Origin of the sequence: Qipengyuania oceanensis, assembly GCF_009827535.1 — a bacterium.
GTDB classification, from domain to species: Bacteria; Pseudomonadota; Alphaproteobacteria; order Sphingomonadales; family Sphingomonadaceae; genus Qipengyuania_C; species Qipengyuania_C oceanensis.
Window position 1 is genome coordinate 1,767,544 of sequence record NZ_WTYN01000001.1, and the last position, 20,734, is coordinate 1,788,277.

19 protein-coding genes are annotated in these 20,734 nt (G+C 65.9%); 8 read left to right on the forward strand and 11 right to left on the reverse strand.

The window, feature by feature from the left end; all coding sequences use genetic code 11:
• Positions 1-24: 24 nt before the first annotated feature.
• A complete protein-coding gene (locus GRI48_RS08530; protein WP_160674048.1) occupies positions 25-2,727 on the forward strand; it encodes a carboxypeptidase-like regulatory domain-containing protein in 2,703 nt (900 codons plus the stop codon).
• Here GRI48_RS08530 and GRI48_RS08535 read toward each other — a convergent pair.
• Positions 2,724-3,221, reverse strand: a complete 498-nt coding sequence (locus GRI48_RS08535) for a GAF domain-containing protein (protein WP_160674051.1) — start codon at positions 3,219-3,221, stop codon at positions 2,724-2,726. The two genes, GRI48_RS08530 and GRI48_RS08535, sit on opposite strands and share 4 nt — an antisense overlap.
• 61 nt (positions 3,222-3,282) lie before the next feature.
• On the opposite strand from GRI48_RS08535, the gene GRI48_RS08540 reads away from it, so the two are divergent.
• On the forward strand, positions 3,283-4,761 hold the full coding sequence (locus tag GRI48_RS08540; protein WP_160674054.1) for a PQQ-dependent sugar dehydrogenase: 1,479 nt from the start codon (positions 3,283-3,285) through the stop codon (positions 4,759-4,761).
• Between the two features lie 6 nt (positions 4,762-4,767).
• Here the strand turns inward: GRI48_RS08540 and GRI48_RS08545 are convergent, their stop codons facing one another.
• A complete protein-coding gene (locus GRI48_RS08545; RefSeq protein WP_160674056.1) occupies positions 4,768-5,598 on the reverse strand; it encodes a DUF815 domain-containing protein in 831 nt (276 codons plus the stop codon).
• A 7-nt stretch (positions 5,599-5,605) separates the two neighbouring features.
• Complete coding sequence (locus GRI48_RS08550) at positions 5,606-7,345, reverse strand: acyl-CoA dehydrogenase family protein (RefSeq protein WP_160674059.1); 1,740 nt, start codon at positions 7,343-7,345, stop codon at positions 5,606-5,608.
• A 46-nt stretch (positions 7,346-7,391) separates the two neighbouring features.
• Here GRI48_RS08550 and GRI48_RS08555 point away from each other — a divergent pair, with 46 nt between their 5' ends.
• A complete protein-coding gene (locus tag GRI48_RS08555) occupies positions 7,392-8,348 on the forward strand; it encodes an L-threonylcarbamoyladenylate synthase (protein ID WP_160674062.1) in 957 nt (318 codons plus the stop codon).
• On the opposite strand, the gene GRI48_RS08560 is transcribed toward GRI48_RS08555, so the two are convergent.
• From GRI48_RS08560 to GRI48_RS08590, 7 genes are all read right to left on the reverse strand, one after another.
• Positions 8,345-8,677 carry a hypothetical protein gene (locus GRI48_RS08560; RefSeq protein WP_160674065.1) on the reverse strand — a complete coding sequence of 111 codons (333 nt, stop codon included), beginning with the start codon at positions 8,675-8,677 and terminating at the stop codon, positions 8,345-8,347. The two genes, GRI48_RS08555 and GRI48_RS08560, sit on opposite strands and share 4 nt — an antisense overlap.
• 76 nt (positions 8,678-8,753) lie before the next feature.
• The gene (locus GRI48_RS08565) at positions 8,754-9,560 is read right to left on the reverse strand and encodes a head GIN domain-containing protein (RefSeq protein ID WP_160674068.1); all 807 of its coding nucleotides are present in this window, start codon (positions 9,558-9,560) and stop codon (positions 8,754-8,756) included.
• Positions 9,561-9,692: 132 nt separating this feature from the next.
• Positions 9,693-10,226, reverse strand: coding sequence for a CarD family transcriptional regulator (locus GRI48_RS08570; protein WP_160674071.1), 534 nt, complete (start codon positions 10,224-10,226; stop codon positions 9,693-9,695).
• A gap of 200 nt (positions 10,227-10,426) precedes the next feature.
• Entirely contained in the window at positions 10,427-11,206 is a 780-nt protein-coding gene (locus GRI48_RS08575) for a YihY/virulence factor BrkB family protein (RefSeq protein ID WP_237451780.1), read from the reverse strand.
• Positions 11,207-11,251: 45 nt separating this feature from the next.
• Entirely contained in the window at positions 11,252-11,590 is a 339-nt protein-coding gene (fdxA, locus tag GRI48_RS08580) for a ferredoxin FdxA (RefSeq protein WP_160674074.1), read from the reverse strand.
• On the reverse strand, positions 11,587-11,898 hold the full coding sequence (locus tag GRI48_RS08585; protein ID WP_160674077.1) for an RNA-binding S4 domain-containing protein: 312 nt from the start codon (positions 11,896-11,898) through the stop codon (positions 11,587-11,589). The genes fdxA and GRI48_RS08585 overlap by 4 nt, the downstream gene beginning before the upstream one ends.
• Positions 11,899-14,502 carry a helicase-related protein gene (locus tag GRI48_RS08590; RefSeq protein ID WP_160674080.1) on the reverse strand — a complete coding sequence of 868 codons (2,604 nt, stop codon included), beginning with the start codon at positions 14,500-14,502 and terminating at the stop codon, positions 11,899-11,901.
• A 198-nt stretch (positions 14,503-14,700) separates the two neighbouring features.
• Between GRI48_RS08590 and GRI48_RS08595 the strand changes: the two genes are divergently transcribed.
• Genes GRI48_RS08595 through GRI48_RS08615 form a run of 5 tightly spaced genes read left to right on the forward strand, consistent with a single transcriptional unit; the run spans position 14,701 to position 19,010 of the window.
• Complete coding sequence (locus GRI48_RS08595) at positions 14,701-16,302, forward strand: M23 family metallopeptidase (RefSeq protein ID WP_160675590.1); 1,602 nt, start codon at positions 14,701-14,703, stop codon at positions 16,300-16,302.
• A 45-nt stretch (positions 16,303-16,347) separates the two neighbouring features.
• A complete protein-coding gene (hemB, locus tag GRI48_RS08600) occupies positions 16,348-17,343 on the forward strand; it encodes a porphobilinogen synthase (protein WP_160674084.1) in 996 nt (331 codons plus the stop codon).
• The gene (locus GRI48_RS08605; protein WP_160674087.1) at positions 17,336-17,890 is read left to right on the forward strand and encodes a GNAT family N-acetyltransferase; all 555 of its coding nucleotides are present in this window, start codon (positions 17,336-17,338) and stop codon (positions 17,888-17,890) included. The genes hemB and GRI48_RS08605 overlap by 8 nt, the downstream gene beginning before the upstream one ends.
• Positions 17,887-18,447: a GNAT family N-acetyltransferase gene (locus GRI48_RS08610; protein WP_160674090.1), complete on the forward strand. Its 561-nt coding sequence runs from the start codon at positions 17,887-17,889 to the stop codon at positions 18,445-18,447. Before GRI48_RS08605 ends, GRI48_RS08610 begins: the two co-directional genes overlap by 4 nt.
• A complete protein-coding gene (locus GRI48_RS08615; protein WP_160674093.1) occupies positions 18,444-19,010 on the forward strand; it encodes a gamma carbonic anhydrase family protein in 567 nt (188 codons plus the stop codon). The genes GRI48_RS08610 and GRI48_RS08615 overlap by 4 nt, the downstream gene beginning before the upstream one ends.
• Here GRI48_RS08615 and GRI48_RS08620 read toward each other — a convergent pair.
• Positions 19,007-20,641 carry a cisplatin damage response ATP-dependent DNA ligase gene (locus GRI48_RS08620; RefSeq protein WP_160674096.1) on the reverse strand — a complete coding sequence of 545 codons (1,635 nt, stop codon included), beginning with the start codon at positions 20,639-20,641 and terminating at the stop codon, positions 19,007-19,009. The two genes, GRI48_RS08615 and GRI48_RS08620, sit on opposite strands and share 4 nt — an antisense overlap.
• Between the last annotated feature and the right edge of the window lie 93 nt (positions 20,642-20,734).

A 20,734-nucleotide genomic window follows, 5' to 3' on the forward strand; every position in this document is an offset into this window, starting at 1 on the left:
AGGGACCCTCAGGAAATCAACGAAATGGCCTGGAAACTCTCCCGGACCCTCGGCGCCGTCGCGGCTTTCGCGGCGGCGTTCGGCGTGTCCGGGCCAGGCCTCGCGCAGACCCAGACCGAAGCCAACCAGTTGGGCGAGGATGATTTCCTCCTCCTCCAACCGGTGGTTGGCGGCTACAAGCTCACCGCCGACGTCCGTGGCTATCAGACCGATCAAGGCATCTGTCTCGATCTGGCAGACATCATCCAATCGCTCGATCTGCCGGTCCGGCTCGACAAGAAGTCGCGCCGCGCAACTGGCTGGTTGTTCGCAGAAGACCAGACGATCACGATCGACCGTTCGTCTAACACGGTACAAATCGTGAACAGAGGTGCCAAACCGATCGGCGATGCAATCTACGACACGCCCGAGGGCTGGTGTGTGGACACCAAGGCGCTTTCGGCCTGGACGGGCGTGGAATTCAAGCCCGACCTCTACAACTCGGTCGTGAAGCTGGTCACCGATCGTGAGATGCCGTTCATGCAGGCTATCGAGCGGCGAAGTCGCGCCGCACGACTTCGTCCCAAGACGCAAAGTTTCGATCTGGCGCAATATCCGCACGCAGAGATGGAATATAAGCTCTGGCGCACCCCGTCGGTCGATGTAGTGGCGCAGGCTGGGTATGAATCCGACCGCACCCGCGGCAATCGCCGCGTTGCCAAGCTGGAAGCCTATGCTGCCGGCGAAATCGGGAAGGCGAGCTACTTCGCCCGTGTCGCGACCGATAATGACCTCAAACCCGATTCGCTCCGCCTGCGAGCCTATCGACACGATGCAGACGGGAAGCTGCTCGGCCCGCTTAAGGCAACGCAGGTCGCCGTCGGCGACGTGCAGTCGCTGTCAGGTCAGCTGACCGGCGAGAGCGCGGTCGGCCGGGGCGCCTTCATCAGCAACCAGCCCCTGGCACACCGCGCACGCTTTGCCGAAACGTCGCTCCGCGGCGTGCTGCCTGCCGGGTGGGATGCCGAGCTTTACCGCAATGGCCAGCTGATCGCCTTCCAGGGCGACAATGGCGACGGACGATACGAATTTCTCGACATCGACCTGTTCTACGGTCGCAACGAACTAGAAGTCGTTCTCTACGGGCCGCAGGGCCAGATCCGCCGCGAAACGAGCAGCCAGCCCGTCGGCCTCGAGAATATTGAGCCCGGCAAGACCTACTACTGGGCCGGCATCCTGCAGGATGATCGCGATCTGATCGACTTGAGGCGCAATCGCATCGCCGGGCCGCACGAATGGCGTTGGGGCGGCGGTGTCGAACGCGGAATCGACAAGCGCACGAGCATCGGGGTCGGCTTGCAAAGCTTCTGGTACAATGGTCGCCGGCGCAACTATGCCGAGACGACTTTGTGGCGCACGGTCGGACCCGTGATGATGGAGTTTTCCGGCGCGCACGAGTTCGGCGGCGGCAGCATCGCTCAGGTCAACGCGCTCGGGCAGGTCGGCAAGATCAATTTCGGTGCGCACGTGGCGAAGGGGATCGGAAACTTCCAGAGCGAGCAGGCGCTGGACGGTTTGCGGCACGAAATCGGCGCGCAGATCGACATGTCGTTCAAACTCGGTTCGCTGAGCATCCCGCTGCAACTGTCCGGCCGACGAGCGGAGCTGCGCGACGGCGGCAAAGTCGACAATCTCTCGGTCCGGACTGCCCTGACGACGCGGGTCATGGCGATTGCTGCCGAATTCGACCACGAAAGCCGCTCGGTCCCAGGCCCCGGCGGCGATTTCGAGCGGAACAAGTTGCGCCTGCTGGCCAATAGCCGCATTTTCGGCCTGCGCCTCCGCGGTAACGCGGCGTTCGATCTGTCCGGCCCCGACAAGGGGTTCGAGTACGCCCGTCTGACTGCGGAAAAGCGCCTGACCGAACGATCGGATCTGGCGGCTGAAGTCGAGTACCTCGCACGCGAGGACGCGACCCGTTTCAGCCTGGGCTATTCGCGTTATTTCGACCGCTTCGCATTGCGCACCGATGCTTCGGTCGCGACCAATGGCGCGGTCGGCGCCCATGTTTCGGTCGCCTTCAGCTTCGGCCCCGATCCGCTGAGCGGCGGCGTGCGCTTCTCGGGCAGCAAGCTGGCACGCTCGGGCCAGGCAGCCGTTACCGTATTCCGCGACGACAATGGCGACGGAGTGCGCTCTGCTGGCGAGGAATTGCTCCCCGAAGTACAGATCGAAGCGGGCATGCGCGGCGCCGGCACCCTGACCGACGACAAGGGGCAGGCGATCGTCGACGACCTTCGGCCGTTCATCCCGGTGCTGGTCGGAATAGACGAAAGCACGCTGGAAGATCCCTTCCTTGCTCCGGCGATCAAGGGTGTGGTCGTCGTCCCGCGGCCGGGAATTGCCGCAAGGATCGAACTACCGGTCGCCCCGTCCGGCGAAGTGGAGGGCGTTCTCCTGAACCTTGCGGGCCTCGAGATCGGCGGCGTCGAGCTCGAACTGATCGATCGCGCAGGCCGGACGGTCGGGACGGCCTACAGCGAATTCGACGGCTTCTTCCTGTTCCAGCGCGTGCCTTACGGCGAATACCGCTTGCGCGTCGCGAGGGATTCGGCGCGGACTCTGGGCGCGGAACAATCGCTGGCCGGTGCGCTGGTGGTGAATCGGGACAGCGACGTGGCGCGGCTCGGCGCAGTGAAGCTGGCCCCGGCGCGGGGAAGCATTGCCGCCGCGGGCGACGACGACTAGCTCGAGAGGTCTGCCAAGGCCGGGCTCAGGGCAAGAGCAAGCGCCTCGACGCCCTCCGCATCCTCGCGATCGAACCGTTCCACCCGCGGACTGTCCAGATCGATCACGGCGACAACCTTCTCATCCACGAAAACCGGGACCACCAGTTCCGAGCGGCTCGCCGTGTCGCAGGCGATGTGTCCGGGGAAAGCGTGGACGTCGGGAACGAGTTGCGTCGTGGCGTCAGCCGCTGCCGCGCCGCAAACGCCCTGTCCAAAAGGAATGCGAATGCAGGCGGGCCGCCCGATGAAGGGGCCAAGAACCAGCTCCTCGCCAGCCACCCGGTAGAACCCCGCCCAGTTGAGCTCTGGTAGATATTCGGCCAGCAGGGCGGCGACATTCGCCATGTTGGCGACCGGATCCCGTTCGCCCGAAACAAGCGCCTGTGCGGCATTCACCAACTCGCGATAGAGTTCGCTCTTGGGCAGATCGGCATCGGGGCGGAAATCGAACATGACGCGTGATGTAGTGCGCCGCCCCATTGCCGCAAGCGTTTGCCTCGCCTATTCCGTGCACATGCATACCGGACGCAACATCCTCGCCTTCTTCCTCATCGTGCTGCTGGGGCTGCTGTTCGTCGCAGCCTGGTTCGTTCAGGGCGACGATGCCAATCTCACCGTCGCGCAAGTCGCGGGGGCCGACCCGGTCCTCGAGGAGCCGAAGGCCGAGGCTTTTCCGACCGTCCAGATCGCCGAGCCGGTCGGCTGGGCCGCAGATGACGCGCCGAGCGCTGCGGCCGGTTTGGTCGTCACGCGTTTTGCCGAGGGGCTCGATCACCCGCGCACGATGCATACGCTGCCAAACGGCGACGTCCTCGTCAGCCTGACGCGCGGACCCAAGGGTGAAGGCAAGGACGACGGTGGCATCATGCCGGCGATCCGGGGCTTCATCGAGAAGACGCTGTTCGAAAAGGCAGGCTCGGCCGGGCCGTCGCCCAATACCCTCTTGCTGCTGCGGGACAGCAACGGCGATGGGCGCGCCGACCAGCAGGTCGCACTGACGAAGGAACTCGATTCACCGTCGGGCATCGCCTGGAAAGACGGCAAGCTCTACGTCGCAAATCACGACGAAGTCCTTGAATTTGCATATGAACTCGGTTCGACAACGCTTGCGGGAGAGCCGCGCAAGCTGATGGATCTGCCGGGCGGCGGTGGACACTGGATGCGCAATCTCGAGCTGAACGAAGCGGGCGACAAGCTTTACGTCGCGGTCGGCTCGGTCAGCAATATCGGCGAGCAGGGCATGGAGGTCGAGGAAGGCCGCGCCATGATCTGGGAATACGATTTCGCGAAGCAGGCCGCGCGTCCTTATGCGCAGGGACTGCGCAACCCCAACGGGCTCGACTGGAACCCGTGGAGCGGCGAGTTGTGGACGACGGTCAACGAGCGCGACATGCTCGGCTCGGACCTCGTGCCGGATTACCTCACCAACGTGCCGGTGGGCGCGCAATACGGATGGCCGTGGATCTACTACAAGGACAATTACGATCGCCGGGTGAAAGAGCCGATGCCCGCCTATCTCCAGGAATATGCGCGCAATCCCGAATACGCGCTCGGGCCGCATGTCGCGGCGCTCGGTTTTGCCTTCACCCGCGAAGGCCAGAGGCTCGGATCGCAATTCGGGCAGGGCGCGATCATCGCCCGCCACGGCTCGTGGAACCGCAAGCCGCCGTCCGGCTATGATGTGGTCTATGTCGCTTTCGACGATCGCGGCAATCCGCAGGGGCTGCCCAAGCCGCTGCTGACCGGGTTCCTCAACGGCGACGGCACGACCAAGGGCCGCCCGACGTGGGTGGCCTGGGCCGGAGACGGTGCGTTGCTGGTGAGCGACGATACCGCGGGGATCATCTGGCGGGTCATCGATCCCAAGGCTGCCCCGGGAGCGGCAATCGTGCGCAAGAAAGGCGAAAGCCTTAGGCCCACGCGTGAGTTGACCGGCGATCCGCGCGCGGCCTTCGGCGAGGAAGACTACGCTCGTATCGAGCCTGCCCAGTAATTCTTGCTAGAGGGACTGTCCGGCGCGCCCGGCCAGTTCATTGGCGAATTGCCACGCGGTACGGCCCGAACGGCTTCCGCGTTGCCTGGCCCATTCGAGCGCGTCCTCCGTCTCGAACGCCAAGCCGAGCGCGTCGGCGTATCCGCGCACGATGTCGAGATAGTCGTCCTGCGAACACGCATGGAAGCCGAGAGACAGGCCGAAGCGATCGGCTAGTGCGAGCTGGTCGTCGATCGCGTCGCGCGGATTGAGCGAACCGTCCTGCGCGCCGGCCTCGCGCTCGACGATCGCGCGCCGGTTCGACGTGACCGCAAGCCGGACGTTGGCCGGGCGGGCTTCTACGCCGCCGTCGAGCCAGCTGCGCAGGCGGCGTGCCTGTACACCGGCTTCCTCGCCGAAACCGAGGTCGTCGATATAGACGAGGAAATTGCGCTCGACCCGTCCGAGGACGGAGAACAGGCACGGCAGTTCGGCCAGCGCATCGCTCGCCACTTGGACCAGCGCGATCGACGAACGGCGATCTTCCTGCACATCGCGCACGGTCGCGCGCACCACTGCCGACTTGCCCATTCCCCTTGCGCCCCACAGAAGCATATCGTGAGCGGCGTGGCCGTCGGCGAGACGCTGCACGTTCTCGTGCACGATGCGCTTCTGCCGATCGATTCCGCGCAGTTGTTCCAGCCGGGGCGCCTTGATGGCATCGACCGGGCGCGCTCCGCCCTGCGTCCAGACGTAGGCGGGGGCAGCCAGCCAGTCTGTATCGCCGGACTGGCGGGGGGCCAGGCGCTCGAGGGCATCCGCGATCCGCGTCAGCAGCCGGTTGCGCTCGCGCCCCACCGGCCGATCAGCCTACCAGAGCTTCGGCGCTCAATTGGTAGAGCAGCGCGGCCCCGTCCAGGGCAGAGGACTTGAGCCCGCTCGCTTCGGCGACGACGTGATCGAGGAAGAACCGCGTGGTCACCGCCTTAGATTTCGCCTGCGCAGCATTGTCGCTGCTCTTGAGCGAGCGGACTTGGCGGACAAGTTGCCAGCCGGCGACGGCCACGGCTGCCATAGTCGTGAAGGGAACGCTGCCCGCGAGCCGGTCGTCGAGGCTAGCGGTATCGGCCATCCATCGCGCGATCTCGCTGCAATCGCTTGCCAGCCCGGAAAGCCCGGCTTCCTCGCCGCAGTCCGCAACGATGTCGGCGAAGAGCGCCTGCATCGCCTCGCCGCCGTCCATGCCCAGCTTGCGCGTGACGAAATCGGCCGCCTGGATGCCGTTGGTCCCTTCGTAGATCGGTGCAATCCGCGCGTCGCGGTAGTGCTGCGCCGCGCCGGTTTCCTCGACGAAGCCCATGCCGCCGTGGACCTGCACCCCCAGGCTGGCGACCTCGATCCCGATGTCCGTGCCCCATGCCTTGATCAGCGGGGTGAGGATTTCTCCGCGCATCCGTGCCGCCGCATCGCCGAGCGTGCCGCGATCGACCTGTCCTGCGGTGTAGTAAAGCAGTGCGCGCGAGCCCTCGGTCAGCGCCTTCATGCGCAGCAGCATCCGGCGCACGTCGGGATGGTCGACGATGGCGATGGGTTTGCGATCAGGGGAGCCTGCGCGGGCCGACTGGACGCGGTCCCTGGCATAGCCGAGCGCTTGCTGCGTTGCCCGCTCGCAGATCTGCACGCCCTGGTTGCCGACGTTGATGCGCGCATTGTTCATCATCGTGAACATGGCTGCGAGCCCGCGGTTTTCCTCGCCGACGATCTCGCCGATGCATTCGTCGTTGTCGCCGTAGCTCATGACGCAGGTCGGCGAGGCGTTGATGCCCAGCTTGTGTTCAAGGCTGACGCACTTGAGATCGTTCTTCGGCCCGAGCGATCCGTCGGCCTTCACGTGATACTTAGGCACCACGAACAGCGAGATGCCGCGGCTACCCTCGGGCGCGTCGGGCGTGCGCGCGAGGACGAGGTGAATGATGTTCTCGGCCAGCTCGTGCTCGCCCCATGTGATGTAGATCTTCTGGCCCTGGATCCGGTACTTGCCGGCGTGCTCGCCATCGGTGATCGGCGTGGCGGTCGCCCGCAGAGCGCCGACGTCCGATCCGGCCTGCGGCTCGGTCAGATTCATCGTTCCGGACCATGCTCCGCTGACGAGCTTCGGCAGGTACATCTCCTGCTGCGCGCGCGAGCCATGCGCATCGAGCGCCTCGATCGCGCCCACGCTCAGCATCGGGAGCAGGTTAAATGCCATGTTGGCCGTACCGAGATTCTCGAGCACGTTGCAGGCGAGGGTGAAGGGCAGGCCCTGTCCGCCGAAATCGACCGGGCTGGCGATCGCGTTCCACCCCTGCTCGACATAATGGGCGTAGGCTTCCTCGAAGCCGTCCGGCAGCCGCACGACGCCGTTCTCCAGCTTCGCGCCTTCGAGGTCGCCCTTGCGGTTGAGCGGCGCCCATTCGCCTGCAGCGAACTGGCCGATACCCTCGACGATGGCTTCGACCATGTCGGGTTCGGCGGCAGCGAAGCGCTCGCTCGCGGCCAGCTCCTCGATCCCGGCATTGACGCGAATGGCGAGCAGTTGGTCGGCGGTGGCGGGGGCGTAGGTCACGTGCTTCCTCTTGGCTTTGCTGCCCCGCGCATATAGCGCGCCGGGCATGACCGGCAAGAACGCTACGGAAACGCTACGGGCTGATGCGGCCGGAATCGCGCGCGCCGCTGCGATTTTGCGGGATGGCGGGCTGGTCGCCTTGCCGACCGAGACGGTCTACGGCCTTGGCGCCCGCGCCGACAGCGACGAGGCCGTGGCGCGCATCTACGAGGCCAAGGGACGGCCGAGCTTCAATCCCCTCATCGTCCATGTCGCGTCGACGGACCAAGCGGAGCGGCTGGCCGTATTCGACGAGCGGGCGCGTGTCCTCGCCGATCGTTTCTGGCCGGGCCCGCTGACGATGGTGCTTCCCTTGCGTGACGATGCCGGGCTGGCAGGGGCGGTGAGTGCCGGCCTTCCGACCATCGCCCTTAGAGTACCGGGGCACCCCGTCATGCGCGCCGTACTCGATGCTGGCGGCGTGCCGCTCGCGGCACCTTCGGCGAACCGCAGTGAATCCGTCAGCCCGACCAGCGTGGCGCATGTCCTCGCCACGCTCGATGGCCGGATCGACGCCGTGATCGACGGCGGACTCTGCGAGCAGGGACTGGAATCGACTATCGTCGTCCTGCGTGGTTCTGCTGGCCGACCGGCTGGCTGGAGCTTGTTGCGGCCGGGACCCGTGACGCTCGCCAAAATTCACGCGGAACTGGGTCCGCCGCAGGACGGCCCCGCCGACCGGATCGAAGCGCCAGGCCAGCTTGCCAGGCATTATTCGCCGGGAAAGCCAGTGCGGCTTGATGCGGACGAGGCGCAGGCGGACGAGTTTTTCATCGGGTTCGGCGCGATCGCGGGAGATGTCTCGCTGTCACCTGTCGGCGATCTCGCACAGGCAGCCGCCCGGCTCTATTCCTGCCTTCACGAAGGCGCGCGTTCGGAAAAGCCCCGGATCGCGGTCGCCCCGATCCCGGCGACAGAGATCGGGATCGCCATCAACGACCGGCTGCGGCGCGCCGCGACCTAGTCTTTGTCGAGCTCGGCCGGGATCGTCGGGACGATGAGCTGGATCTCGGCATAGGTGTCGCGCGCATCGTCGCAGGAACGACGGTTGCCGTCGGCGCACTCCTGCAACTGCTCCTGATATTGCCGTTCCAGCTTGCCGAGTTGCTCTTCGCGCTTGCGAATCTCGCGCCCGCGCTTCTCGTCGGCCTCGGACTGGCTGGTGGTCGCGAGATCGACCCCCTTGCTGACGGCCTTCACCGGCAAGGTGACGACGTCGTAGGCGGCCTTGGCGATGCAGCCGGGAAGGGCGAGGATCGCGACAAGCAGGAGAGGGGAAAGGGCGCGGCGCATGAGGAGGACTGTTTCTCATGCGCCGCATAAGGACAAGGGCTTTGCGGTGTGATGAACGCCGCGGCCGCCAAGGGTTCTACGGCGTCTCGCCGGTATCCTCGGCCGGGGCCGCATCGTCGGTTTGCGTTTCGGTTGCCGGCTGGGCAGGGCCGGACTGGCAGGTCAGCGTCCCCGAGCCCACGGACTTTATGGTGCACTTGGCGCTGCCGGTGACCCGGACGTCGCCGGAACCGATGATGTTGCCTTCGACCCGTCCTTCGGATGCGAACTCCGCATCGCCCGATCCGGCGATATTGAGTTCCGCGCGCTCGGCCGAAAGGCCGGCCATGCGGGCGCTGCCGGAACCCGCCAGGTTGAGTTCCAGTCGGTCGACCGTCCCCGCAGCCTCGATTCCGCCCGAACCGGCGATGACGACTTCCAGCTTCTCGCTCCGGACCTGCGCCACCTTGATCTTGCCCGATCCGCCGATCGCGATCTCGGAACTTGCAGCGAGTGTGGCCGCCTCGATCGTGCCCGAACCGGCGATCACGAGATTGTCGGGAGCAGGCATGGTGACGCGAACTTGCGCAGTACCATCGACCCGGTCCGCCTTGGGATCGCGAAGGATCGCGAGCGTGCCATCGTCGATCGCGAACCGCAGCACTTCCGCGACGGCAGGATCGCCGCCGACTTCGATGGCCAGCGTCTCGCCCTCGGCGAGGATGACCGTGTCGGGACCGGCAAGGACGATCTTCGTCGGGGCCGGACCGGACGTGTCGAGTTCGGTCAGCGGCACGCCCTCGGTGTCGCCAACGGTGATCGTGGCATTGTCACAACCCGCCAGGCCAGCGGCGAAGGCAATCGCCACAATGGGCGCTATACCCCTGATGATCTTGTGCAGCATGTCGAACTCCCTTGCGATTGTGTATTGCCTACATAATACAGCAAGGGACGTGATGCAAGAGCGGTGCGCAGCTGCACGAAAAAGGGCCGCCGTCGCCGGCAGCCCTTCGTTCGACTATCGATGATCGCCCGCTCAGGCGTCTTCGGCGTTGTCGTAATATTGCGGAGCGTGTTCGCGCAGCACCTCCAGGATCTTCTCGAGAGCCGCCGGCTCGTCGGTTTTTTCCATGGCGGCGAGTTCGCGGGCCAGGCGGCTCGAAGCCGCTTCGAAGATCTGCCGCTCGGAGTAGCTCTGCTCCGGCTGGTCCTCGGGGCGGAACAGGTCGCGCGTCACTTCGGCGATCAGAACGATCTCGCCCGAGTTGATCTTGGCTTCGTATTCCTGCGCGCGGCGCGACCACATGGTGCGCTTGACCTTGGGCTTGCCCTTGAGGGTCTCCATCGCTTCCTTGAGCGTCTTGTCGCTCGAAAGCTTGCGCATGCCGATCGATTCGACCTTATTGGTCGGAACGCGCAGCGTCATGCGCTCCTTCTCGAAGCGCAGCACGTACAGTTCCAGCTGCATGCCGGCGATTTCTTCATTCTGCAGCTCGATCACACGACCGACGCCGTGCTTGGGGTAGACGACATAATCGCCGACATCGAAGGCGAGAGCGCTGTCTGCCATGAAAAGTCCTTTCCTCGGTGGAAGCGCGGACAACAAGGCGACAAGACCCTCTGCGACCGTGCCCGCGGCGCGGTCGAAACCGGTTCTGCGCTGTCGCTGATGCTCCTGCTCTTCCAGCTTAGCCACTCTGCCGCCGGAGGAGGTTCCGGCGCAGTTGTTGCATTATATAGCACAGCCGCAACAAAATTGCGAGTCGGAGCTTACGCTGATTCGCTCCGGGCCTGCGCGACGGCATTGAACTCGCCGCCCAAGAGGAGAAGATAAGCGCTCAGGTATAGCCAGGTGACCAGCACGACGACCGCGCCGAGCGAGCCGTAGGTCGCGTTGTAGTTGCCGAAATTGGCGACATACATGCCGAATGCACCGGTTGCGGCAAGCCAGCCGAGCGCGAACAGCACCGCCCCCGGCAGGACATCGCGCCAGTCCGGATGGGCGCGGTGCGGTGCAATCCGGTAAAGGACGGCAGCGCCGCCAACGGCGGCGAGCAGCATCGCCGCGTAGCCGGCGATCGCCCCCGCGCCTCCGCCGATGGTGGCTGTGAAGGCGAGCAGGGCGGCAACGATGCCTACGCCTGCCGCACCCAGCGCCGTGATGCCCAGCGCGGCAAGGGTCCGCCGCACGAAGCTGCGTCCTTCCGCGATGCCATAGGCTACATTGAGGGCAATGATGATGGAACCGGCCGCGTTGCGTGCGCCGATGAGGGAGAGAACGAGCGATGCCAGAAGCCCGAGACTGAGCCCGGTCGACGGTTCGGACGTCATCTCGGCAAGCTGGTCGCCGATCAGTTCTGCGGCCGAAGCGGGTAGCGCGCCGGCGAGAAAGTCGATGTGCCTTGCCACCGTGTCTGGCCCTGCGAACAGCCCGTACCCCAGCACCACCGACGCCAGGAGCGGCACCATCGCGAGGAACGCGTAATAGGCGATGCCCGCCGAAAGCAGGCTGGCGTTATGCTCGCCACTACGGGCAATTGCTGCCCGCAAGCGGGCGATCAGGCTGGTGACACGCTCGATCTCGGCGTTTGCCGGTCAGTCGCCCTCGCCGGGCTCGGGGGTGAAGTACTTCTCGTACTTGCCCTCTTCGCCCTTGTGCTCGTCGGCATCTTCGGGCGGCGCCTTCTGGCTGGTGATGTTCGGCCACTCGGCGGAGAACTTCGTATTGATCTCGAGCCATTTCTCGAGCCCGCTTTCGGTGTCGGGCAGGATCGCTTCCGCCGGACATTCGGGTTCGCACACACCGCAATCGATGCATTCGCTGGGGTTGATCACCAGCATCGTCTCGCCTTCGTAGAAGCAATCGACCGGGCATACCTCGACACAATCGGTGTACTTGCACTTGATGCACGCGTCGGTGACGACATAGGTCATGGGCGATTTTCCCCTGGAATTGGCACTATCGAACCGGCTGCTAGTTTGCTTTCACCTGCCGGGTCAAGCGCTCTGTAATGGCCTTGTGCCTCGCTAGCAGGGCCGCGGCGTGCAGGCAGGCTGGTAATTTCGATAATCCGCACTCCGCCCGGAAGCGGAATGGTCAGCACGTCGCCCGCGGCAACGGCATGGCACGGCCTCGACACGCGCTGCCCGTTGCACCGCACGTGCCCCTCCTCGACCAGGCGCCTAGCGATGCTCCTGCTCTTGGAGAAACGCAGCCAGAAGAGCGCGAGGTCGAGCCGCATTCAGCGCACGAGGCCCGCGAGCGAAGCGAAGGGATTGCCGGGAACCGGCTCGGCCCGCTCGACCGGTTTGCCGCGCGGCTTGCCGTTCTTCCGATTCGAGGCAGCCTTGTGCGGCTTGGCTTGCGGCGCATGGGCCTGTCCCGGTCTCCACGACCAGCGATCGGGCTGTCTCGGGCCAAGCTGTCCCTCGGCGAGATCGGGTGCGCGGTTCAGCCGAAACCCTGCTGCGCCCAGCAACCGCTCGAAACTGCGCGGCGTGAGCCCGGTCGAAATGGCCAGCGACTGGTCGAGCACCACCTTGCTCGCGCCCTTTTCACGCTGCTTCACCCGCGCTTCGTGCGCGGCCCGGATGATCTTGTCGGCGATATCGATCCGGATCGCCTGCTCGCCTGCCGGACGGTAGCCCGAAGGCAGCCTGTCCTTTCCTTCGATCACCGGCTGCATCGCGGCCTCGAGCGGGCGCCGGTCGCTGCCCAAGGCGTGCAGCAGTTGGCGTGCGCCCGGCTTCAGCAGCGCGGGCGCGTAGACGTCGAGCGCGCCGAAATGCACGCCGAGCTTGCGCAGGAACGGGCGCAATTCCTTGGGCACATGCTCCAGCCCGGCCGCCTTGCGTGCAACGTAGCCAGCCCCCGCGACCAGCTTCAGCAGCAAGGCACGTGCCTCGCTGCCGCCTTCCTCGGAATGGGTCGCCGCTTCGATCTTGGCGAGCGGGGCCAGCGGAGCGACCTGACCTGCGAGCCAGGCTTCGATTGCCGCCAAAAGGCGCGCCCGGGCCGGTTCGGGCACGTCGGCCAGCTCCTTGCTTGGGACGAGGCGCGGGTTCGCGATCGGACCGTCGCGATCGATCCGCGCCAGCTCCGTGCCTTGCCAGCGGACGATTCCCTGCGCCAGCTCGAGATCGGACAGATCGCTCGCGGCAAGCGCGTCGGCCCGCTCGGAGAGTATTTTCGGCATGGCTCTTTCTCCTGCTGCCTGCAGCATCTTGCGATCGCGATGATCGGCCCGGTGATCGACTTCGAAGCGGAAGCCCCGCACGCGGCCGATGCTTTCCGAATCGACCAGCAGTTCCCCGTCATGCGCGACCGTGACCGGCAGTAATCCCGCATCCTTACCGAGCGATTTCAATAACACGGCGGTCCGCCGGTTGACGAACCGTTCGGTCAGGCGAGCGTGGAGCGCGTCCGAAAGCCGCGCCTCGACCGCGCGCGAGCGGGCGGCCATCTCGTCGCGCGCCAGCACCCAGTCCGGTCGCTGGCAGATGTAGGCCCAGCTGCGGATCGCCGCGATGCGACCCTGCAGGGTGTCGATGTCCCCCTGCACGTTGTCGAGTTCGGCGATGCGAGCGGCGACGTAGTCGGCACCGAGGTAATCGTGCCTCAGGTCGCGCCACAATCTGGCGACGAAGCGCGCGTGGACGTCAGGGCCGCTCTGGCGGAAATCGGGCAGCGAACAGGCTTCCCAGAACCGCCGGACCTGGCCGGTGCCGCGAATATCGGCCGCGAGGTCTTCTTCCGCCAGGCGCTTGAGCACGGCGAGATCGATCGCCTCGGGCGCGGCGGCGAGCGCCGGGTCATCGGGCGGCGCCTCGAGATCGGCAATCAGCGTCGCTACCGTGTCGAAACGTGGCTCGGCCTCGCGCCAGAAGAGTTTGGTGAGCGGCGCGAAACGGTGCTCCTCGATCGCGTAGACCTCTTCCTCGGTGAACTCCGGCGCGTCGCGTCCGCTCGTGCCCCCGGCAAGAGTGCCGAAACTGCCGTCGCGCTGGTGGCGCCCCGCGCGCCCCGCAATCTGCGCCATTTCCGAAGGATGCAGCCGCCGTTTGCGCATTCCGTCGAATTTGCTGAGCGAGGCGAAGGCGACGTGATCGATGTCGAGGTTGAGGCCCATGCCGATCGCATCGGTCGCGACGATGTAATCGACCTCACCATTCTGGAACATCGCAACCTGCTTGTTACGTGTCTCCGGTGAAAGGGCCCCCATGACAACCGCGGATCCGCCACGAAACCGCCGCAGCATTTCCGCCACCACATAGACCTGTTCGGCGCTGAAGGCGACGATCGCACTTCGGGGCGGCAGGCGCGACAATTTGGCCGAGCCGGCATGGGTCAGCGTCGAAAATCGCGGTCGCTCGATGATTTCCGCCTTGGGGACGAGCTGGCGCACGATCGGCTCGAGTGTCGCCGAGCCCAGCAGCATCGTTTCGTCGCGCCCACGGGCATTGAGCAGGCGATCGGTGAAGATATGCCCGCGTTCGGGATTGGCGCCGATCTGCGCCTCGTCCAGCGCCACGAAGGATGCCGGCTGTCCGCCGAAGCCACCGATACGCGGCATGGCCTCGGCGGTGCAGCAGAAATAGCGTGCGCCCTCGGGCTCGATCCGCTCCTCGCCGGTGATGAGGGCGACCTGCTTTTCGCCCTTGATCGCGACCACGCGGTCGTAGACTTCGCGGGCGAGCAAGCGCAGCGGGAAGCCCATGACCCCGCTGGAGTGGCCGCACATCCGCTCGATGGCGAGATGTGTCTTGCCAGTGTTGGTCGGTCCGAGGACCGCCTTGATTGCGCCCTGATCCACGCAGGCGAGAGTGACAGTCGCGGCGCTCCGCATCAACTACTCGTCGCGGACATTCCACGGCCTGTCGCTACCACGAGTCGTTTCATCGCGAGTTAAAGCCGTCTTTACTTTGTTTAGGGCATGGTTTCGGGCATCGGGCAGCGAAACAGGCATGGCGGAAGGGGCCGCGTGCCGTTTGTCGGTATCCGGGACGGAGGGGCGTTGTTCACGCCAGAACACGATAGCGAGGCCATGGCCGCACGCGACAACGGCTCGACCGCGACCCGCGGTGGCGAGCCAATTGTCGTGGGCGCCCCGCTCGTCGCGCAGCCTGCCGTGCCGTTCCTGGCGCGTATGTCGGGCGTCATTGGTGAGCGGATCGAGGCGGCGCGCAGCAGCATCGCGCATCTTTTCGACCGGGTCGATCTTACTCCCGACCTCGCGCAGGACATCGGCAGCCGCAGGTGGTTCCGCGGGCTCGGCACGTTCCTGGGGCTGAGCGCGCTGAGCCTCGCCTTTTGGCCGGATTTCGCTCCGCTCGAAGCGGCGCCCGCCTTGCAGATCGACCGCGCGGAGCGCGACGAATACCGCAGCCAGATGATCATGCCGCTGGGCATGGGCGCCGACAGCGGGCGGCGCATGGGCGCGACCGCCAGCGTGGTGCCGCTCAAGTCCGCGCCCGAACGACCGCAGATCGAGCTCGTCGCGAATCTGCCGGGAGGCGACGCGTTGGAACAGGTTTTGCGCAGGGCAGGCGTGTCTTCCGCCGATGCGGCGCGGGTCGAGGAACTCGTATCGCGGGCGATGCCCCTGTCGGAGATCGACCAGGGCACGCAACTCGAGATCACTCTCGGCCGCCGCCCGAATGCTAATGCCCCGCGCCCGCTCGATGCGCTGACCTTCCGGGCCCGCTTCGATCTCGAACTCGATGTTGAGCGAGCCGGCGGAACCCTCGCGCTCCAGCGCAATCCGATCCGCGTCGACGAGACCCCGCTGCGCATTCGCGGTACGGTGGGCGACAGCCTGTACCGTTCGGCGCGTGCTGCCGGAGCGCCCGCCAAGGTGGTGCAGGAATACCTCAAGGCCCTGTCCGAGCAGATCGACGTCAATTCCGACATCCGCTCGACCGACACCTTCGACATGATCGTCGCCTACCGCCGCGCTGCGACCGGCGAGCGGCAGGCCGGCAAGCTCCTGTTCGCCGGGATCGACCGGGGCAGTGCGCCGAAGACCCAGCTGATGCGCTGGGGCAAGGAAGGCCGGTTCTTCGAGGCGTCGGGCGTCGGCGAGCAGCGCAGCGGCCTCGTTGCGCCGGTGCCGGGACGCACCACGTCGGGCTTCGGGATGCGACGCCACCCGATCCTGGGATACAGGCGGATGCATTCCGGTCTCGATTTCAAGGCGCGTCACGGAACGCCGATCGTCGCGGTGACCGACGGGACGGTGAGCTCGGCAGGTCGCGCAGGCGGCTGCGGGAACGCCGTGCGCCTCAATCATGCCGGCGGGCTGCAGACCCGTTACTGTCACATGAGCAGGATTGCGGTGAACCGCGGCCAGGTAGTGCGGCGTGGACAGGTCATCGGCTATGTCGGCTCCACTGGCCTGTCGACCGGGGCGCACCTCCATTACGAGATGTACCGCGGCGGCCGGGCGATCAATCCGGCGGGTGTCAACTTCGTGACCCGAGCCCAGTTGAGCGGAGCCGAGCTTCTCCAGTTCCGCGAAACGCTGAAGACCATCAGGCAAGTCGAACCCGGTGCCGCGCTCGAGAACCTCGCTCTGCAGCCGAGCGAAATCGATTCCTCTCCGCGCCGCGAGATCGATAGGGCCGAACAGCCCAAGCAGGTCGGCTGACCGCGGCCGATTGCGAAGCGCCGCGCTTTGCGGCAACACGCATCCATGACTGCCCGTTACCCCGCCACCCGCCTTCGCCGGACCCGTGCGACCGCTTGGAGCCGCGCGCTTCACCGCGAAACCGTGCTCACGCCCAGCGATCTGATCTGGCCGCTGTTCGTGACTGACGGCAAGGGGGTGGAGGATCCGGTGGCGAGCCTGCCCGGCGTGTCGCGCTGGTCGGTCGACGGGATCGTCGACCGCGCGCGCGAAGCGGTCGATCTCGGCATCAGATGCGTCGCGCTTTTCCCCAACACGCAGGAGGGCAAGCGCAGCGATGACGGCGCAGAAGCGCTCAATCCCGACAACCTGATGTGCCGCGCCATCAAGGCTATCAAGGATGCCTGCGGCGACGACCTCGGCGTGCTCACCGACGTGGCGCTCGACCCCTATACCAGCCACGGGCAGGACGGCTTGCTCGACGATGCGGGCTATGTCGTCAACGACGACACGGTTTCGGTGCTGGTCGACCAGGCAGTCAACCAGGCACAGGCCGGGGCGGACATCATCGCGCCTTCGGACATGATGGACGGGCGCGTCCACGCGATCCGCATGGCACTCGAGATGGGCGGCCACCACAACGTCCAGATCATGAGCTACGCGGCGAAATACGCTTCGGCTTTCTACGGCCCGTTCCGCGATGCGGTCGGCTCGGGCGGGCTGCTCAAGGGCGACAAGAAAAGCTACCAGATGGACCCCGCCAATGCCGAGGAGGCGCTGCGCGAAGTCGAGCTCGACATCGCCGAGGGTGCGGACAGCGTGATGGTCAAGCCGGGCCTCGCCTATCTCGACATCGTGTGGCGGGTGAAGGAGCGCTTCGGCGTGCCGGTCTTCGCCTACCAGGTGAGCGGCGAATACGCGCTCATCGAAATCGGCGCGCGCGAGGGCGTGGGCGATCGCGACGCGCTGCTGATGGAGAAGCTGCTCGCTTTCAAGCGCGCTGGCTGCAGCGGCATCCTGACCTATCACGCGCCGGTGGCCGCGCGTCTGCTCGGTGCCTGAGGTTCTCGAAACCGAGCGGCTGGTGCTGCGTCCGCCGAACGCGGATGACCTGCCCTTCCTGCTTTCCGAGATGAAAACGCCGATGGTCATGCGCTATCTGGGTGGCGCGATCTTTTCCGAGGCCGATGTCACCAGCCGCCTGCAGGCCGACATCGACGCCTTTCCGCGGCCCGAGGGGTGGCAGCGCTGGACGGTAATGCGACGCGAGGGCGAAGTGCCGGTGGGCCGTTGCGGGTTGTTCCACGTCCGCAGCGAGGCCGCTCCTGACGCTCTGCGCGGTGAGCGCGAGATCGGCTGGACGCTGGCGGAGGCGCATTGGGGGCAGGGCTATGCCACCGAGGCAGCGCGCGCCGTGCTCGACCACGCCTTTGCCACGCTGGAGGTGGTCTACTCGCAGACGAGTGATTCCAACGCCGCCTCCACCCGGATGATGCACCGGCTGGGCTTCTCGGCACGACCCGAGCTCGGCTATGTCGATCCCGATTATCCGGAGCGCGACAATCCCACGACGGTCTGGTCGCTGACGGCGCGGGAGTGGAAACGATGAACGGCGAGTTCCGCAACGAGACCGAGCGGCTGGTGCTGCGCGACTGGCGCAATGATGACTGGCCCGAGTTCTTCCGGGTCACGAACACGACCGCCGTCATGCGGTGGCTGGGCGGCGTGCTCGACGAGGAAGGCAAGCGCAAGCAGCGCGCACGGGTCGAGGCATGCCACGCGGCGAACGGCTTCTGTTTCTGGGCAGTGGAGCGCAAGGACGATGGCGCCTTGCTCGGTTTCTGCGGACTGAAGCGCGCCGACGCGCCCGGATCGAGCGTGACAGGCATGATCGAGGCCGGATGGCGCTTTCGCGAGGATGCCTGGGGCAAGGGTTATGCGAAAGAGGCGGCGATTGCCACGCTCGATGCTGCATTCGACCGCTTCGCTGCCGATGAAGTCGTCGCGCTTACCGTAATCGACAACGCACCTAGCTGGGGCCTGATGCGCCGGCTGGGCATGGAGCGCCGCGAGGAACTAGATTACGCGGACGACCGGTACGAACCGCCATGGCGCGACACCATCGTCTATTCGATCGCGCGCGAACAATGGGAGAAGCAGCAATGAGCCAATCGAGACCCGGCGTGAACATCGTCCCGATCCATGGCAAGACCCCGCAGATCGACGAGACCGCCTTCATCGCGCCCGGTGTGACCATCGTGGGCGACGTGACCATCGGGGCCGGTAGCTCGATCTGGTACAATTGTGTGCTGCGCGCCGACGTCAGCCGGATCGTCATCGGCGAACGGACCAATGTGCAGGACGGCAGCGTCCTTCACTGCGACCCGCCGCGCCCCGGCGACCCGGACGGCTCGCCGCTCATCATCGGCAACGACGTGCTGATTGGCCACATGGCTATGGTCCACGGCTGCGTGATCCACGATCGCGGCTTCGTCGGCCTGGGCGCGATCGCGATGAACAAGGCGGTGATCGGTTCGGACGCGATGCTTGCAGCAGGCGCCATGCTGACCGAAGGCAAGGTGATGGGCGCACGCGAATTGTGGGGTGGCCGGCCGGCGCGCAAGATGCGCGATCTCGACGATGCCGCGGTCATGGGGATGCGGATGGGCACGGCGCACTACGCCGAGAACGCGAAGCACCACGCCGAAGCGATTGCGGCCGCGCTTTAGTCGCGGATCAGGCTCCGCAAGGCCTCTATGCGATCCGCCTCGTGCGGTGGCTTGTCCCAGCGGATGCGGTGAATGCGCGGAAAGCGCATGGCGAGGCCCGACTTGTGGCGCTTGCTCTCGTGAACGCTGTCGAACGCGACCTCGAAGACCAGGCTCCGGTCAGTTTCCCGCACCGGACCGAAGCGATTGACCGTTTTCTGGCGCACGTGCCGGTCGAGCTTCTTCAGTTCCTCGTCGGTGAAGCCGGAATAGGCCTTGCCGACCGGCAGCAGGTCCGCCCCCGCATCGGGATCACCGTCCCAGCAGCCGAAAGTGTAGTCGGAATAGAAGCTGGAGCGCTTGCCGGATCCGCGCTGGGCATACATCAGGACGCAATCGACCAGTAGCGGGTCGCGCTTCCACTTGTACCACAGGCCGGTTCGGCGCCCGGCGACATAGGGGCTGTCGCGGCGCTTGAGCATGAGCCCCTCGATCGCGTCGTCGCGCGCGCCTTCGCGGATCCGGGCGAGATGTTCGAAATCGCGCGCCTCGACCACCTGACTGAGGTCGAAGTGGCTGTCGGGCAAGCGCGGCATCAGCTGTTCAAGCCGCTTGCGCCGCTCGGACCAGGGCAGCTGGCGCAGATCCTCGCCGTCGAGCATCAGCACATCGTAGAGCCGGACGAAGGCAGGGTACTCGGTCCGCATCTTCTTGCTGACGGTCTTGCGCCCCAGTCGCTGTTGCAGCGCGTTGAAGCTGGCCGCGCCGCCTTGCTTTTCCCGCCCGGCTTCCCCGCCCTGGTGCGTGCCGCGCACCAGCAATTCACCGTCGAGGACAGCGGGCACTTCCAGCACCTCGACCATTTCGGGGAAGCTTGCCGAGATATCGTCGCCGCTGCGCGAATAGACCCGCGTATCGCCGCCCGGATCGCCGGGCACGTGGACCAGCTGCACGCGGATCCCGTCCCATTTCCATTCGGCGGCATAATCGTCGAGCGAGACGACGGTCTCTTCCAGCGGATGCGCCAGCATGAAAGGCCGGAAGGTCGGCATGTTGTCGATATCGGGAGCGGCCTCGCCGCCTGCCGCCCAGGCGAACAGTTCGGGATAGGGAGCGCTGAGCGCGTGCCAGTACTCCTCGACCTCGTCGACCGAGACATCGAAAGCCTGCGCCAACGCGGTCTTCGCAAGTCGGGTGGAGACACCGATCCGCATCCCGCCGGTCGCCAGCTTGAGAAGCGCATAGCGCCCCGAAGGGTCGAGCCGGTCGAGCAGTTTCGGCAATTCCGACATTACCGTGACGCGGGTCATCTGCTGCAGCGTCTCGACCGCTTCGCTGACGGTCGGCGGCGGGGCGTCCGCCTCGGCGGTGCCCATCTGCCCGGTCTCCCACAGCAGGCTGGCGGTTTCGGCCGTGTCGCCGACGAAATCGCGGCTCAGCGTCCAGAGCACCGGGTCGATCCGTTCCTTCATCAGATTGCGAATGGTCGAGCTCTTCACCGCGGGAAAGTCGAGGCCGTCGCTGAGCGCGGCCAGCGCCCATCCGCGATCGGGATCGGGCGTGGCGCGCAGATATTCCGCGATCAGGCGCAGCTTCTCGTTCCGGCTGCGGGTATAGACCAGCGCATCGATGAGGGCGGCGAACTCTTCCATTAGCCGGCCAGACCCTCTTTTCGACTCGCCTGTTCATAGCTATGAAAGCGCGGAGATAGCAGGCATACGCCAGCTTCAGACGGGAAGGAATCG

Coding starts and splice junctions, on each gene's coding strand:
- GRI48_RS08555 (WP_160674062.1), top strand. CDS start 7,392: ATGACCGGCAAGAACGCTACGGAAACGCTACGGGCTGATGCGGCCGGA.
- GRI48_RS08560 (WP_160674065.1), bottom strand. CDS start 8,677: ATGCGCCGCGCCCTTTCCCCTCTCCTGCTTGTCGCGATCCTCGCCCTT.
- GRI48_RS08620 (WP_160674096.1), bottom strand. CDS start 20,641: ATGGAAGAGTTCGCCGCCCTCATCGATGCGCTGGTCTATACCCGCAGC.
- GRI48_RS08530 (WP_160674048.1), top strand. CDS start 25: ATGGCCTGGAAACTCTCCCGGACCCTCGGCGCCGTCGCGGCTTTCGCG.
- GRI48_RS08540 (WP_160674054.1), top strand. CDS start 3,283: ATGCATACCGGACGCAACATCCTCGCCTTCTTCCTCATCGTGCTGCTG.
- GRI48_RS08590 (WP_160674080.1), bottom strand. CDS start 14,502: ATGCGGAGCGCCGCGACTGTCACTCTCGCCTGCGTGGATCAGGGCGCA.
- GRI48_RS08535 (WP_160674051.1), bottom strand. CDS start 3,221: ATGTTCGATTTCCGCCCCGATGCCGATCTGCCCAAGAGCGAACTCTAT.
- fdxA (WP_160674074.1), bottom strand. CDS start 11,590: ATGACCTATGTCGTCACCGACGCGTGCATCAAGTGCAAGTACACCGAT.
- GRI48_RS08570 (WP_160674071.1), bottom strand. CDS start 10,226: ATGGCAGACAGCGCTCTCGCCTTCGATGTCGGCGATTATGTCGTCTAC.
- GRI48_RS08595 (WP_160675590.1), top strand. CDS start 14,701: ATGGCCGCACGCGACAACGGCTCGACCGCGACCCGCGGTGGCGAGCCA.
- GRI48_RS08615 (WP_160674093.1), top strand. CDS start 18,444: ATGAGCCAATCGAGACCCGGCGTGAACATCGTCCCGATCCATGGCAAG.
- GRI48_RS08585 (WP_160674077.1), bottom strand. CDS start 11,898: ATGCGGCTCGACCTCGCGCTCTTCTGGCTGCGTTTCTCCAAGAGCAGG.
- GRI48_RS08610 (WP_160674090.1), top strand. CDS start 17,887: ATGAACGGCGAGTTCCGCAACGAGACCGAGCGGCTGGTGCTGCGCGAC.
- hemB (WP_160674084.1), top strand. CDS start 16,348: ATGACTGCCCGTTACCCCGCCACCCGCCTTCGCCGGACCCGTGCGACC.
- GRI48_RS08565 (WP_160674068.1), bottom strand. CDS start 9,560: ATGCTGCACAAGATCATCAGGGGTATAGCGCCCATTGTGGCGATTGCC.